This is a genomic window from Fischerella sp. PCC 9605 (assembly GCF_000517105.1).
Lineage (GTDB): Bacteria > Cyanobacteriota > Cyanobacteriia > Cyanobacteriales > Nostocaceae > PCC9605.
This window is the reverse complement of sequence record NZ_KI912149.1, coordinates 1,090,769-1,104,637: the sequence shown is the minus strand read 5'-3', so window position 1 is coordinate 1,104,637 and position 13,869 is coordinate 1,090,769. Positions and strand designations below refer to the sequence as shown.

At 41.5% G+C, this 13,869-nt stretch carries 15 protein-coding genes; 6 read left to right on the top strand and 9 right to left on the bottom strand.

Features of this window, described 5'->3' with window-relative positions; genetic code table 11:
• Positions 1-29: 29 nt before the first annotated feature.
• A complete protein-coding gene (locus tag FIS9605_RS37540; RefSeq protein ID WP_051470074.1) occupies positions 30-1,232 on the bottom strand; it encodes a response regulator in 1,203 nt (400 codons plus the stop codon).
• A gap of 796 nt (positions 1,233-2,028) precedes the next feature.
• Here FIS9605_RS37540 and cysH point away from each other — a divergent pair.
• Positions 2,029-2,754: a phosphoadenosine phosphosulfate reductase gene (gene cysH / locus FIS9605_RS0119690; protein WP_026734131.1), complete on the top strand. Its 726-nt coding sequence runs from the start codon at positions 2,029-2,031 to the stop codon at positions 2,752-2,754.
• A gap of 112 nt (positions 2,755-2,866) precedes the next feature.
• Positions 2,867-4,183: an exonuclease subunit SbcD gene (sbcD, locus tag FIS9605_RS0119685; RefSeq protein WP_072032406.1), complete on the top strand. Its 1,317-nt coding sequence runs from the start codon at positions 2,867-2,869 to the stop codon at positions 4,181-4,183.
• On the opposite strand, the gene nuoB is transcribed toward sbcD, so the two are convergent.
• Positions 4,180-4,872 (bottom strand): NADH-quinone oxidoreductase subunit NuoB, encoded by a 693-nt coding sequence (nuoB, locus tag FIS9605_RS0119680; protein ID WP_026734129.1) that lies wholly within the window; start codon positions 4,870-4,872, stop codon positions 4,180-4,182. The two genes, sbcD and nuoB, sit on opposite strands and share 4 nt — an antisense overlap.
• Positions 4,873-5,322: 450 nt before the next feature.
• Positions 5,323-8,127 (bottom strand): zinc-dependent metalloprotease, encoded by a 2,805-nt coding sequence (locus FIS9605_RS0119675; protein ID WP_026734128.1) that lies wholly within the window; start codon positions 8,125-8,127, stop codon positions 5,323-5,325.
• Between the two features lie 453 nt (positions 8,128-8,580).
• Between FIS9605_RS0119675 and FIS9605_RS44165 the strand changes: the two genes are divergently transcribed.
• Complete coding sequence (locus tag FIS9605_RS44165; protein WP_197036084.1) at positions 8,581-8,742, top strand: hypothetical protein; 162 nt, start codon at positions 8,581-8,583, stop codon at positions 8,740-8,742.
• A gap of 18 nt (positions 8,743-8,760) precedes the next feature.
• Here the strand turns inward: FIS9605_RS44165 and pgr5 are convergent, their stop codons facing one another.
• Together pgr5 and FIS9605_RS0119665 are read right to left on the bottom strand one after the other, a co-directional pair.
• Entirely contained in the window at positions 8,761-8,958 is a 198-nt protein-coding gene (gene pgr5, locus FIS9605_RS0119670; protein ID WP_026734127.1) for a cyclic electron transport protein PGR5, read from the bottom strand.
• Positions 8,959-9,089: 131 nt separating this feature from the next.
• Positions 9,090-9,656, bottom strand: a complete 567-nt coding sequence (locus FIS9605_RS0119665; protein WP_026734126.1) for a TetR/AcrR family transcriptional regulator — start codon at positions 9,654-9,656, stop codon at positions 9,090-9,092.
• 161 nt (positions 9,657-9,817) lie between these two features.
• Here FIS9605_RS0119665 and FIS9605_RS37535 point away from each other — a divergent pair, with 161 nt between their 5' ends.
• Together FIS9605_RS37535 and FIS9605_RS45345 are read left to right on the top strand one after the other, a co-directional pair.
• Complete coding sequence (locus tag FIS9605_RS37535) at positions 9,818-10,201, top strand: carboxymuconolactone decarboxylase family protein (protein WP_231510399.1); 384 nt, start codon at positions 9,818-9,820, stop codon at positions 10,199-10,201.
• Positions 10,177-10,371, top strand: coding sequence for a carboxymuconolactone decarboxylase family protein (locus FIS9605_RS45345; RefSeq protein WP_231510398.1), 195 nt, complete (start codon positions 10,177-10,179; stop codon positions 10,369-10,371). The genes FIS9605_RS37535 and FIS9605_RS45345 overlap by 25 nt, the downstream gene beginning before the upstream one ends.
• Positions 10,372-10,538: 167 nt before the next feature.
• Here FIS9605_RS45345 and FIS9605_RS0119655 read toward each other — a convergent pair whose 3' ends face one another.
• From FIS9605_RS0119655 to FIS9605_RS37530, 4 genes are all read right to left on the bottom strand, one after another.
• Positions 10,539-11,426 (bottom strand): aldo/keto reductase, encoded by an 888-nt coding sequence (locus FIS9605_RS0119655; RefSeq protein WP_026734125.1) that lies wholly within the window; start codon positions 11,424-11,426, stop codon positions 10,539-10,541.
• Positions 11,427-11,655: 229 nt separating this feature from the next.
• A complete protein-coding gene (locus tag FIS9605_RS0119645; protein WP_035139960.1) occupies positions 11,656-12,129 on the bottom strand; it encodes a VOC family protein in 474 nt (157 codons plus the stop codon).
• Positions 12,130-12,155: 26 nt separating this feature from the next.
• Complete coding sequence (locus FIS9605_RS0119640) at positions 12,156-12,611, bottom strand: nuclear transport factor 2 family protein (protein WP_026734123.1); 456 nt, start codon at positions 12,609-12,611, stop codon at positions 12,156-12,158.
• Between the two features lie 38 nt (positions 12,612-12,649).
• Positions 12,650-12,925: a hypothetical protein gene (locus FIS9605_RS37530; protein WP_026734122.1), complete on the bottom strand. Its 276-nt coding sequence runs from the start codon at positions 12,923-12,925 to the stop codon at positions 12,650-12,652.
• Positions 12,926-13,185: 260 nt separating this feature from the next.
• Here FIS9605_RS37530 and FIS9605_RS37525 point away from each other — a divergent pair, with 260 nt between their 5' ends.
• Positions 13,186-13,809 carry a TetR/AcrR family transcriptional regulator gene (locus FIS9605_RS37525; RefSeq protein WP_051470073.1) on the top strand — a complete coding sequence of 208 codons (624 nt, stop codon included), beginning with the start codon at positions 13,186-13,188 and terminating at the stop codon, positions 13,807-13,809.
• Positions 13,810-13,869: the final 60 nt, after the last annotated feature.

Sequence of the window (13,869 nt, the reverse complement as noted above, 5' to 3'; positions counted from 1 at the left end):
AAACCTAAAAATTTTAGTTTATTCTTGTTTTATTCTGAACTCCTATCAGCAATAACTACATTCTGAGGGGTTGCTTGCGAAGAGTTGGATTCTTTGTGAATATATTTATCTACAATTTCTAGTAATTGTTTAGGTTCAAATGGTTTGGTTAAATAATGAGTAGAACCAGCAATTTGACCTCGGAGTTTATCAGAGAATTTATCTCGTGCCGTGACCATAATAATAGGTAACTGTTTAAATTTCGGGATGCTGCGTACTGTGCGGCAGAATTCTAACCCATCAATATCTGGCATGGTGACATCTAAAAGCAGCAGTGCAATGGGATTGGTATTCATGAGTCTGAGGGCATCTACAGCATTACTTGCAAAAAGTACCTGATAGCGATCGCTCAACGCCCGCTTAATCAATATCTGCACTACAGGACTGTCATCAACACTTAGAATAATTGAACGTTGCTTTTCAACAGCAGATATTACTTGAGTTATTTGAGGTTGGGGTGCTTTTTCGCCAAATGTAACCCAGCCTGGTCTTACCCATGTCATATATAAACGGGCTACTTCCAAGGGGTCTTGGTCTAATTGTTCGGCAATTTCAATGAGCGATCGCTCCCCATCGATCAACTTATGTAGATGCTGCACCTTGTTATTTGTAACTGCTTGCCGACCAATTGCTGAAAGTTGAGGAACAGCCTCCATAGAGGGGACAACAGGAGCAAGTGTAGCCCATTGCTGGCGACGATGAGCTACGTCTAGAATTAATCTATACCAGTCTAAACCGTGACCTTCTTTCCCGTAACTCAGGTCACACTCGACAGCAGAGTCTAACTCTAACCGTCCAGGATAGGGCAATGTTTGCTCTAACACTTGCACAACTTGAGCATGAACAGCGCTTTCAATCTCCTCCCATTTGAACACTCGTATCCGGACGATTTGTTCTAAAAGTTCTCGAAAGGATGATTGATTTTGTAACTTTTGCATGGCATATTTAATGGCAGTATCAGCCCAACTGTGGCTAATCTTCAGCCCAATCATTCTTGCAAATTCTTGATTATTTGGAACTCTTGAGCCGCCATAAACAATTTCGCCATTTTTCAAAACTACAGCACGAGATCTTAACTTTTGGCAAGAATCTACAATCGCGTGTATATAAACACATCCATTGGTATGCTGACTTCGCAAATCTTGTAGGATATTACGTAATTGCCCTGCGTTGTACTGAATATTTATTCGCATTGTGTCTAAAAAGCGGCTGCTGTAAATTTAAGAATAAGCAGGATAAATCAAGCTTTTCCATCTTTGTAAAAGAACTTGCTTTATTAATAGATTTGCTAGATCCACCCGGATTTATTAGAGAGCAAAAATACAGCTACTTGCTAGCCTTGTTTCTAGTAGGTTGCTAGGGATAAGAATAAATGCTAGTAATTAGAAATTTGGATAGATGGTTTGAATCTTGCTTTTCGCCTAAGCAAGGTACACATTTCCATAACAGGGCGATTAGTGCAATTAATACCGCTTTTTATTCCATATTGGATAGGTATCAACTTATTTTTACCTGTGGAATGTAGAGTAAATTCCCTAGAACCCCCTCCAGAAAGTAGCAATCAATAGACACACCCACTTACGGTTTTTGACAAAGGTTCACGTTACAGCGCACTTTAAAGCGATCCCTTTCCTTCAGGCTTTTGCTCTGCTATGCTCAGTATTACCTTGGTAGTAAAAAAAGCGACAGCTAGAACAAGCTACTGAGGCTAACTTGTATATCCAAAATTATCAGACTAACTATACTATAAGCAAGTCAATACTGAAGTTACTTTTAGCAAAAGTATGCAACTAACTGCCTCAAGTTTAAATTTTTATTGAATCAGCCTTGCTTAATAACTTTTTTAACATTTAGCTGCAAGCCCACGTAGGCGGACTATTTAAAATATTCCGAAACATCCGATCAAATACCTAATACCCGACCAAATTAGGTGTCTTTGTAGTGTAAAATTAACGTTATTCTAAAGAACTGTTCGACTAGAAAATAATCATGACCACTTCCACTGTATCTACAAATCAAAATGCCAATTTTGACTTGGAGCAACTAAATCAGAAGTATGAAAATGCTCATCCAAGAGAAATACTGGCATGGTCTGTAGAAAATATTCCTACAGGATTGGTGCAAACTAGTGCTTTTAACGTTGATGACATTTTAATCACGGATATTCTTTACCGTGAACTTAAGCACCCAGTACCTGTGATCTTTCTCGACACACTATACCACTTCCGCGAAACTTTGGAATTGGTAGAAAAAGCCAAAGAAATTTACAACCTAGATTTGAAAGTTTACAAAACTCCCGATGTAAATACCCGTGAAGCGTTTGCAGCTAAATACGGCGAAGCCCTTTGGGATAAAGATATTGCCAAATTCCATGAAATAACTAAAATTGAACCTTTACAACGGGGTCTTGCGGAACTAAACACCATTGCTTGGATCACCGGACGCCGTCGCGATCAAGCCGCGACTCGCGCGAATATGCCTATATTTGAAATTGATGGCAACGGTCGGATCAAAATCAATCCCCTAGCCAATTGGACACGCAAACAGACCTGGACTTATGTCTCTGAGAATGGGATGATTTACAACCCCCTCCACGACAAAGGTTATCCCAGTATTGGCGATGAACCCATTACTACCCCAGTAGCCGAAGGAGAAGACGAACGCGCTGGACGCTGGCGGGGTAGTGGTAAAACTGAGTGTGGAATCCATATTTAGTCAAGAGTCAATAGTCAATAGTCCAGAGTCCAAAGTCAAAATTTAATTGACCGTTGACTATAAGATCATTGACCATTGACTATTGACCATTGACTCTTGACTCTTGACTCCTATGATTAAGATCCTCCATCTTTCAGATATCCACATGGGAAGCGGTTTCTCCCACGGACGCATCAACCCTGAAACAGGACTAAATACACGGTTGGAGGATTTTGTCAAGACTCTGTCTTGCTGTATTGACAAAGCATTGACAGAGCCTGTGGATCTTGTCGTCTTTGGCGGTGATGCCTTTCCCGATGCTACACCACCGCCTTATGTTCAGGAAGCTTTTGCCAGTCAGTTTCGCCGTCTTGTGGATGTTCAAATTCCTACGGTATTGTTGGTGGGCAATCATGACCAACATTCGCAAGGGCAGGGAGGAGCAAGTCTATGTATTTACCGCACTTTAGGTGTGCCAGGGGTTGTGGTAGGTGATACATTAAAGACTCACCGTATCCAAACTCGCAATGGTCTGGTGCAAATCATTACCTTACCTTGGCTGACTCGTTCCACGTTGATGACTCGCCAAGAAAGTGAAGGTTTATCTCTAAGCGAAGTACATCAACTGTTAACTGAACGTCTGCAAGTTGTTTTGGAAGCAGAAATTCGCCGGCTCGATCCGAATGTACCAACTATTCTTTTGGGTCACTTGATGGCTGATAATGCCAGTTTAGGAGCTGAGCGTTTTTTGGCAGTAGGTAAAGGCTTTACAATCCCCCTTTCCATGCTGACGCGATCTTGTTTTGACTATGTAGCTTTAGGGCACGTCCACCGCCACCAGAACTTAAATAAATCAAACGATCCGCCGGTGGTGTACCCAGGGAGTATTGAACGGGTGGACTTTAGTGAAGAAAAGGAAGAAAAAGGCTATGTGATGGTTGAGTTGGAACGCTTTTGCGCTAAGTGGGAATTTTATCCTTTGCCAGCCCGGAGTTTCCGCACAATCGAGGTGGATGTATCGAAAGCAGAAGATCCGCAAGCGGCAATCATCAAAGCGATCGCCAAGTACAATATTGAAAATGCAGTTGTCAGATTAATTTATAAACTTCGTTCCGAACAGTTGGACTTAATTGATAATGCTGCACTGCATCAGGCATTAATTCCAGCTCATACCTACACAATTCAACCAGAATTGGTGAGTCAGTTGGCTAGACCTCGCGTTCCTGAATTAAGCGCTAGTAACAGCATCGACCCCATAGAAGCACTAAAAACATACTTAAACAACCGTGAAGATTTGAAAGATATCGCAGCATCAATGTTAGAAGCTGCACATCAACTGCTAGCCGCAGATGAGGAAGATTGGTTAGAATCCACTCCTATAGAGGAAAACACCAATCAACTTAATCAGACATCATCAGGTAATACAAATCATCAGTTGAAACTACTTTAATCTTGATTGGCTGTGGTTGCTGGCAGTTTCAAAGGCAATGGCAAACCTGTTGCTTCAGTAAGTTCTGGAGATGGGGCTTGCCTTTCTGGGCTTTTCAGATATTGCCCATCGTGGACAGGAGATACTACCTTCATTTGGTGGGAAATACTGTAATAGCGGTGAGTTTGTTGGGTAATTTGCCGTTCCTGGATGCTTTCGTTAGCAATTTTCTTGCGAAGTTTGATAAGTGCATCCATAATTGCCTCTGGTCTGGGTGGACATCCCGGCAAATAGACATCTACAGGAATCAACTTGTCTACACCCCGAACGGCGGTTGGAGAATCTGCGCTGAACATTCCTCCTGTAATTGTGCAAGCTCCCATCGCAATAACGTACTTTGGTTCTGGCATCTGTTCATAGAGACGCACCAACGTAGGAGCATACTTCATGGTGATTGTGCCTGCGGTAATAATCAAATCTGCCTGTCGGGGAGTCATGCGAGGAAAAGAGCCGAATCGATCCAGATCAAAACGGGCACCAAGCATACCACTGAATTCGATAAAGCAGCAAGCTGTGCCAAACATCAGTGGATACAAACTGGACATTTTCACCCAGTTGTAGAGGTCATCTACGGTTGTGAGAATGACATTTTCAGAAAGTTGTTGCGTCACTTGAGGACGCTCAATAGGATTAACAATAGTATCACTCATTGGCTGAGTCCCCCAATTATTTTGAATGAGTTCTTGGAGAATTGCGCTTTTTGGGCGGTGAAATTTAGAAGCTAAAGTTGATACCAAGTTGCGTTCAGACATAGCAATAGCAATTCGTGCCCTCTCCCCTTCCCCTGTTCCAAATTGGGAGAGGGGTGCCGACAGGCGGGGTGAGGGAAGTACTGTCTTTGACTGCAACTTAGTATGAATTAGAGTCCTACCTGGGAAAGCAGTTTTCGCTTGCAAGAGCTTTCAAAGCATAGATAACTACACCGCTGATAACTATAGTTTCTAAAAAGCCTTTGAGTTATTCCACTAAAGATAAAGGTTTTAAGGTGCTAACTTAAGGTTTGTTGTTTGTTGGTTGTTGCTTGTTAACCATTCCTCCTTCCTTTACCCTTGCTCCTTTATCGAAGAGGGGAACGGTGTTCCCTGTTCCCTGTTCCCTCTTTAATTTGATAGCAATCCTGCGTTTAATGCTTTGGTAATGCGATCGCTCGTCTCTTCCAAATGCGCTAATGTGTAAATATCAAGATTTTCACTTCGTTTGAGACTGGCATCAATGGCTTTGCGTAGTTGGCGCAATTCATACCAGGCTAGTGTACGACTATCTTCAGGTACATCATCAGTAGTACGCAATACCATCTCCAGCAAAATATTTAGATGTTCTCTTTGCAATGAACGGCGGATGCTAGAAATTGGTTTTGCTTCCCTAGTGCCTAAAACTTCTGTCCAAATGTCTTTTTGCAGGGTGTCGAATAGTTCCGGCATGGAAAGCGCTTGTCCAAGCGGGGTTTTGAATTCTATATCTCGCAGACGATTTAAGCGATCGCTATTTAGGAGCGATCGCAGTATCGCACCTTGGAAATGCTGAATGCGATCGTGAATTGGATAATCAAGGCGAGATACAGGTATAAAGTTGCCCCAGTGTTGCCAGCGCGAAGGTGCTAGCTGATTCAGCAATTGCGGTGGGAAGCTGAAAGCATCCTCAGCAAATATATATTCTTGTAACTTCGCTAATACCTGACGTTGTTGTTCTAAAGAAACTGGTACAAAGCTAGGGCGAGTATTCTCATCAGCATGATGACGCCCAAAAGACTGCCCAGCTATGTATTGAGTCAGCAAAGAGGCGTTACGAAAATAGTATCTCAGTATTCTATTAAACAATACGCGCAGGTCGCTATAACTTTCTCCTTTGAGTGGGTAACGCTTGTCAAGGCGCTGCCACATCGCGCGGGCATTATCCATTTGCCACTGGGAATAAAGCAGCACATCGCTACTCATGTCCCAGACATTTGCCAGTGGATTGATGTCCCAGATATCTTCATCAGTAGCATAAGATAATTCTGGTTGGGGCGACGCCAAAGCAATCTGTTCCAAAAAAGGCTTTTCAGCTTCAGGAGCGATCGCTCCTTCTGGAGAGTACGGGTTAGGTTTATAACCGTATGCAATTGCCCATTCGTCGTAGGGGCCAATAACTGTTGGAAAATAGTCGCCTTGTTCTACTCCTTGGGGTGCTATATTCACGGGCAAATAGTCCATCACCGAACCCACCAAACCCTTAGAGTGAGTGATTTCAGTGTTGTTTAATTCCCCAGGCGCTAACATAGTGCTGCCGTGAAAGTTGTGGCGCAAACCAAGAGTATGTCCGACTTCATGAGCGATGAGAGAACGTAAATATTGATGTACGTACTTCTTCATCTCGTCACTATTTGGTGCAGCGTTTTGCAAAAGTGACAACGCCAGCGCCCCCATCGCTGCTTGAGTTGAAGTTTCCATACCATAGCAGAGGTCAGAATCTCTTTGTTGAGAAGTCCACAGTCGAGTATCAAGAGTCCGGGGTGAGTCCCCATGAATGCATTCGGGGTTGGGAATAAGCATAAAATCATCCTTCCAAACTCCTTGTTTATCGACCCTTGACTCTTGACTCTGTAGAGACGTGCCATGGCACGTCTCTACAACTCCTGACGGAGTCAGGACGCGATATTCTTGCTGAATTGAGCGCACCATGTTGGCATCAATAATGATATCTGCATCCAAGATTTCCCCAGTCAACGGATTGACGCGGGCTGGCCCTCTAGCAAATCTTGCATCCAAAGAATTGAACCAGCGAATCGTGTTGTAGCGCACATCTGCTGGGTGCCAATCAGCATCATCTGGCATTTGCCGCACTTCAATAGCATTTTGGAATCCTACTTTTTCAAATGCTTGATTCCACATCAAGACGCCTTCACGAATTGCGTCGCGATACTCCAGTGGCACAGCATTTTCAATCCAAAATATAATTGGCTTTTTAGGTGGGGATAACGGTGCGCTACTGTCGGATGGTTCAAGATGCCAACGATTGATGTAACGCACAAATGGTTCTTTACTATTATTGTTAGAAAAATCCTGGAAGGCAGTGAGAAAATATCCTACTCTGTCGTCGGCTAGCCTGGGAATATAACCGTTGTTTTCAGGCAGTTGAGAAAAACTGTAGTGTACTTTCAGGGTGAGTGCCCTGCTGTCTGGTAAAGTTACTAAATATGTTCCTTCTGGTGATGAAAAACCGTAAATAGATTCAATCTCTACGTTCAAAGGAAAGCTGTTAACATCGCCAAAATATGATCGATTTTTTTCCAGATGATAATCTGCCTGCAAATAATATTTTAATAGAGAAGTTAATCCAGGAAAATCCTGCATGAGCAGATCATCTAGGTCAATAAGAATATTTTTACTGTATGGGTCAATACTAACGATTTCGAGTGCATAAAGAACTGAATCGCTAAATGAACGAGCGAGCGAGCGCACTTCTGGTTCATCTTTTTCTGTACGGAACTTGACATTACGAACAACAAAATGCAAATGATTATTCACTCGCCGGAAGTAGAACAGGAAATCTTGCAGAGGTAATCCACTATAAATCCCGCTTTCTCCAATGCCAGATTCCAATGTTACTGTACATAGATAATTTTTATTTAGCTGTTCCGGCTTAATTTCCAAATAAAATTTGCTGTTTTCTTCACTGTGATAAAACGTGAACAGTCCATCTAATTTATCTGTTCCTTTAACTGTTTCACGAAATCGCCAAAAATCTTCCTTTTTGTTGTCTTTGAAACTATAATCAGCACTGGCTAATTGTTCAGATCCTGGTAATGAATTGAATTGCTGCAAATCAATATTTGCGACTTGGTTAGCTCCAGCATAGTTTGTGCCAAACAACAAGTTATAAAATAACAATATATAAGCTGTTAATTTTACGAACCAATTTTTCATCCTTGAGCTACCATAATAAGCTGACTTTCTGCTTGTAAGCCGCTTTATTAATAATAAAATAGCCATTTTTGCTCTTATTCATATAACCCTGATTTGACTGAATTTTATTTATTTGTGTGCATATTTTTTAGATATTCAAAAGTTTTTTGTGTTTCATGTTAATTTATTAAGTATTTCTCAAGATATTAAAAAATATTGTTAGATAATACATAAGCGTAGACGTGCTTAACACTTCTACGCTCCGCTTATGATTACAAGCAATAAATAATAAACAAAGATGTGAAACGTAGCTAAGCATGAGGTTAAGCTGTTGCGCCTACACATTGCACTTTTTTTCGTTAAGACCGTCATTTGTCCTACCCTACGGGAAGCCGCCCGGAGGGCGTCTATGTCATTAGTCCTTGGTTATTAATGACCAATGACCAATGACTAATGACTAATGACTAATGACTAATGACTAATGACGACCCTTACGAGCAATTGTGCAATTTTAAGGCGTTACAGGTTATTAATGCTAAATTCTACGTTAACTGTAGTGAATGTCTGTGGCGAATGCTACAGCACAATTTTCCACTTGACTGTATATTCTCTTTTTTGCTGCCAACAGAAAAATAGTTATTTTGGCAACTCTCCTTAAGAAAGTAAACCCAATCGCTTACCATTGGCATGAGCCAAACGGATGAGATTTTGACGAGTAGTACGGTCAATTCCTAAGTGATTACAAAAGCTAGTAATCGTCTGGGTGTGCCATGCAATTAATTTGCCACGTAGTTGATTGAATTTTGCCTGACCGAGATAATTACGAGTTAAAACAATGAATGTTGCAAACATAATAGTTCGGCTCCTTGGGAAGGTTTTAAGTTTTATGAACTGCTTATGTTTACAGTGTGTGTTTTTTACTCTGTCTGCACCAGTAAAGATATGGGTGTTAAGTGCTAAGTTAAGTTATATTAAGAAAATAGTTAACTTCCATCAATGAGAATAGATAAAGCCTGACGGGCATGTTTTGCACCTGCTGGAGTTCCTTCAATTGTTGCCATCAGACTGGCACCACCAATTAGCAGTAAGTACTGCTGAGAGAATGCCTCTGGATTACGAATCCCCGCTTCGAGTGCTAGTTTCATAATGTGAGTGCGGATTGCCTCACGCAACGAGACAGAAACATGATGGGCTGGATGATTTGCATCGGCAATTTCCAGGACTGCATTAATGAATGGACACCCCCGAAAGTCTGGTTGAGCATACCACTCGCCCAGCACATCAAACGTAGCAAGTAGCTTTTCTTTAGCTTTTTTTCCTCGCTCCTCAACAGCTTTCTGAAACCACTGCAACCACTGCTTCTCGCGATAGCGCATCACTTCTAAAATGAGTTGGTCTTTTGAGGGAAAGTACTTATAAAACGTCCGTTTTGCAACGTTTGACGCAGCTATTACCTCGTTAATTCCGACGTGCTGAATCCCCTTCTGGTAGAAAAGCTCAGAGGCAGTTTCCAGGATGCGATCGTAGATTTGGTTAGTCTGTGATGCCATAGGTCTATCATCATGTAGACAAGTTTGTCTACTTAAGATACTCTACTAAAAGTAGACAAACTTGTCTACTCAGCGATAAGTGTGTAATAAGCGTTGTCGAGTGGTTTTTACCTTCGACATGCAATGTCGCATTATGCCGATACTTCAAAAAATACAGCACAATGGAATTCACCATTTATACTTTAGAAACTGCACCTGAAGCATCAAAAAAAGCTCTGCGTCATGCCAAGGAAACATTTGGTTTCATTCCCAATCTAGAGGGCATCTGCGCTGAAGCTCCTGCACTTTTAAAGGGTGGTATGACTCTGTGGGATCTTTTCAGCACAACCAGCTTTAGCCCTGTTGAACAGCAGGTAATCTACCTGACAGCAAATTATGAAAATGAGTGTGATTACTGCATGGCAGCACACTCAGGCTTGGCAAAAATGGTTGGCATGTCAACCGAGGATATAGATGTCTTACGAAGTGGTGAACCCCTACAAGATCCAAAGCTACAGGACTCCGCTACTTTACTCAGCGAATGGTGCAAGCTCGTGGTTGGGTAACTGACGAAGAAATCGAGACATTTATGAATGCTGGTTACACAAAACAGCAGGTTCTAGAGGTGATTCTTGGTATCGCTGTGAAAGTTATCCACAACTACACTAATCACATTGCTCAAACGCCACTCGATAAAGAGTTTAAACATTACACTTGGTCAAAACCCACTATGTAGTAGTTTGCCACAAAGCTTATGACAGGCTAAGGAAGTTTGTAGTAAGCAGCAAGCGTGCTTAAATGAGGGCTAAAGCCCTCACTACAAACCTATCACAATTAGTGTGGTGGAGTAGTAGATCTACAACCCCGACTTTCTTATACTCTCCTCATAGACTGTGACGAAATTCAAACTGTTTGCATCTGATTTAAAGCTTCAATTTCGTCTCTAGTCAGCTTGATTGCAGACGCTGCAATATTTTCTTCGAGGTGGGAAATGGTTGTTGTTCCCGGAATTAAAATGATATTGTTAGCACGGTGTAGCAACCACGCCAAAGCAATTTGATTTGGTTTTACACCGTGACTATTAGCAATTTCTGCTAAAATGCCTTGAGCGATCGCCAGTGGTGCGCCTTGCTTAAGAGGATGTGCGCCAAGTGAACCGTAAGGGATAAATGCAATCCCGTGTTTGGTGCAGTAATCCAGCACGTCTTCATTATTGCGATCGCTAATGCTGAAGCGATTTTGCACAGAAGCAATTGGAACTATCTGTCGCGCTTGTTCAATTTGCTCAATTGTGACGTTAGATAGTCCCACGTGACGAATTTTACCTTCTTCTTTCAAAGTCGCTAGCATCCCTACTGATTCCGTCAAGGGTACTTTTGGGTCAGGACGATGCAATTGGTATAAATCAATGCGCTCTACCTTCAGCCTTTGCAAGCTTGCTTCACAACCCCGCCGCAAATTCTTCGGGCTTCCGTCAGCGCGAATATCATCCGGTGTAGGTTTATTAATACCGCCTTTAGTCGCAATGACTACATCTTTTGAGTAAGGGGAAAGTGCAGAAGCAATTAATTCTTCATTGAAACCAGGCCCGTAGGCTTCAGCCGTATCAATAAAATTAATACCTAATTCCACTGCACGACCCAGGAGTTTTTGACCACCTTCCCAATCTGAATAAGGGCCAAAATTCCCAGGTTGTCCAGTCAATCGCATTGCACCGTAACCGAGACGATGAACTAACAAATCGCCTCCAATGGCAAAATGAGTAGATATTTGTGTGGCATTTGTATTCATAAATCATCCTTGATAAAGTTCCGTTCAAAACTTGTCCAAATCATCGTAAATGTTCAATTGATATCTGCTTGTTCGCTGAGGCGATCGCTCATCACAGAACCTGCGGAACCTGTACCAACAACGATGAAGTCGTATTCAGCCTGATTGAAATTTTGCACGTTCATTTTTTCTCCTCAATGTAAAAATTGATTGCCATTGAAAAGTGCTGAAATTGAATTTCAAAAATTTCTCATTGTGTTGCTTTTTGTTCAGCTTCTTTGAGCGGCCCTGAAAACTCGATAATATTTCCGTTGTTGTCTTTAATGAACCCTACTCTGACTCCAACATTGGGATAATCTGCGGCTTCAACAAATGTTTGTACACCGCGTTCTTTTAATTCGCCAAGTGCTACATCGACATCATCAACACGAAAACAAAAATGACCGATTCCTGTTGTGCGTAGTGCTTCTTCAAAAGTTAATGAATCAGGCATTCCAGAACGTGGCTGGTTACTACCAACTATTTCTATACGGAATCCACGAATGTTGAGATAAGCTAATTTTAAATCTGGTAGTTGGTCTACAATCCATTCTTTCTCAACGATTGCATCCAGCTTTTGTTGATACCATTGCATTGTTTCTTCATAGTTAGGTACGCTCAGCATGATATGGTCTACACGCATTGAAACCAAACCATGGTAGCTAGAAATATCAAGTGCTGACATAAAAATCTCCTTACAAATATTGGATATTATTCGTTTACTGGGCCCCAAATGTTTTCATGCACAATCACCCACTTGCCATTGTGTTTTTCTAACAGTAATGTTGCGTGAGCACGCGCTTTGAATTCTTTTCCATCGTTTGTCTTGCCGTAATTATCAACATAAAGCGTCACTGCGGCATTGTCTGCATGTGGATACACTCGAATACTTTCCACTACTGGTGTGAAAGTCCAATATCGAAAGTTACGAACAAATTTTTCCCAGGTGTCAGCATGAATTTTTGAACCTTTGAAAACTGTGCGGGATTGAGCATCTGTAAAGTCAAATGCAAGCAGTTCTTTGGTTTGGAGATAAAACGGAGTGAATCTTTCGCGTTGGAATTCTGGCGCTTCTTCTCGCGGACTCCACCCTTCGCCCCAACTGTGAATAAATTCATGAATTTCTTTTTCTACACTTGCAATTTTGTCTCGATCTAGAAGTTCCATATTTCCTGTCCTTTGCTATTAAAGTTAACCGATTATTGCTATTTACTATTTGGATAAAGCCAATTGTGAAATACTTTCATCAACCAAGGCATGACAATATAAGTCATTAAATAAACCAAGATTCCTGTGAGTAAGAGTGTGCGTATTGGTAGTGGCAAAAGACTTAGTTGTTTACCAAATAAGAAAAAGATAGCTGTAATCAAAGGATAAATTGCCAACCAAGTCAGCAAAAAGACTTTATAGCGAGGTGGTTTATTTTGCTGCGTTAGGCGCGTGTATGAATGTACTTTGACTGCACGGCGCTTTCTAAGCATGTACATTAAGCGATTGACCCAACGTAATCTCTTTTGACTATGAAGCATCACCTCTAACCATCTGTTGTCACCTTGAATATTTAACGTTACGTCACGTAATTAATCTAAGGCGAAATAATCAGGCGTGTCAAGTGGGTAGAGAAAAAATTTTTCGGTGTCATTCTCACGCTAAAACATCCAGCGGTTAAAGCTTTTAGAGCCTTGCTGTTATGCTATAATTAACGTAACGTTACGTTAATTATTTTGGGAGACAACAAATTATGCCAAAAGTAGTAGGAAAAACAACGGCAAAACTTCAGTCACGGGGTAGAGGACGACCGCGTTCGGATGAAGCGCATCAAAGCATATTGCAAGCTGCTTACGAATTAGTGATGGAAGTGGGATTTACAGAATTGACGATCGAAGGAGTTGCGGCGCGTGCAGGTGTGGGTAAACCAACAATTTACCGACGTTGGTCTAGTAAAGCACGTTTGGTGATGGATGCTTTTTTGGCTGCAACTAATCCAGAACTCTCTTTTCCCAATACAGGGGAAGTAAAGGAAGATATTCGCTTGCAAATGCAAAAATTAGTCAAAATTATGAACAGTCCACGGGGACAAGTAATTGCAACGCTGATAGGTGGAGGACAAACAGACCCTGAAATGATAGAAGCGTTTGTAGCTAATTGGTTATCACCACGTCGTAAAGATTGCACTCAGGTGATTAAAAAAGGTATACAACGCGGGGAAATACGCTCTGATATTGATATTGAAGCGGTAATTGATGCACTTTACAGTCCCCTGTTTTATCGTCTTTTGTTGAAACATGCACCTTTGACTGAAGAATTTGTTGATGAGTTGATTAATTTAATCATGCCAGGACTAGGTGGAATTGATAATAGTTAAGTTGTATTAATTTATATACAATAAAGGGCAATTCCATATCTTGCCTTAAAACCAGTAAAA

Coding starts and splice junctions, on each gene's coding strand:
- FIS9605_RS37540 (WP_051470074.1), bottom strand. CDS start 1,232: ATGCGAATAAATATTCAGTACAACGCAGGGCAATTACGTAATATCCTA.
- cysH (WP_026734131.1), top strand. CDS start 2,029: ATGACCACTTCCACTGTATCTACAAATCAAAATGCCAATTTTGACTTG.
- sbcD (WP_072032406.1), top strand. CDS start 2,867: ATGATTAAGATCCTCCATCTTTCAGATATCCACATGGGAAGCGGTTTC.
- nuoB (WP_026734129.1), bottom strand. CDS start 4,872: ATGAGTGATACTATTGTTAATCCTATTGAGCGTCCTCAAGTGACGCAA.
- FIS9605_RS0119675 (WP_026734128.1), bottom strand. CDS start 8,127: ATGAAAAATTGGTTCGTAAAATTAACAGCTTATATATTGTTATTTTAT.
- FIS9605_RS44165 (WP_197036084.1), top strand. CDS start 8,581: ATGACTAATGACGACCCTTACGAGCAATTGTGCAATTTTAAGGCGTTA.
- pgr5 (WP_026734127.1), bottom strand. CDS start 8,958: ATGTTTGCAACATTCATTGTTTTAACTCGTAATTATCTCGGTCAGGCA.
- FIS9605_RS0119665 (WP_026734126.1), bottom strand. CDS start 9,656: ATGGCATCACAGACTAACCAAATCTACGATCGCATCCTGGAAACTGCC.
- FIS9605_RS37535 (WP_231510399.1), top strand. CDS start 9,818: ATGGAATTCACCATTTATACTTTAGAAACTGCACCTGAAGCATCAAAA.
- FIS9605_RS45345 (WP_231510398.1), top strand. CDS start 10,177: ATGGTGCAAGCTCGTGGTTGGGTAACTGACGAAGAAATCGAGACATTT.
- FIS9605_RS0119655 (WP_026734125.1), bottom strand. CDS start 11,426: ATGAATACAAATGCCACACAAATATCTACTCATTTTGCCATTGGAGGC.
- FIS9605_RS0119645 (WP_035139960.1), bottom strand. CDS start 12,129: ATGTCAGCACTTGATATTTCTAGCTACCATGGTTTGGTTTCAATGCGT.
- FIS9605_RS0119640 (WP_026734123.1), bottom strand. CDS start 12,611: ATGGAACTTCTAGATCGAGACAAAATTGCAAGTGTAGAAAAAGAAATT.
- FIS9605_RS37530 (WP_026734122.1), bottom strand. CDS start 12,925: ATGCTTAGAAAGCGCCGTGCAGTCAAAGTACATTCATACACGCGCCTA.
- FIS9605_RS37525 (WP_051470073.1), top strand. CDS start 13,186: ATGCCAAAAGTAGTAGGAAAAACAACGGCAAAACTTCAGTCACGGGGT.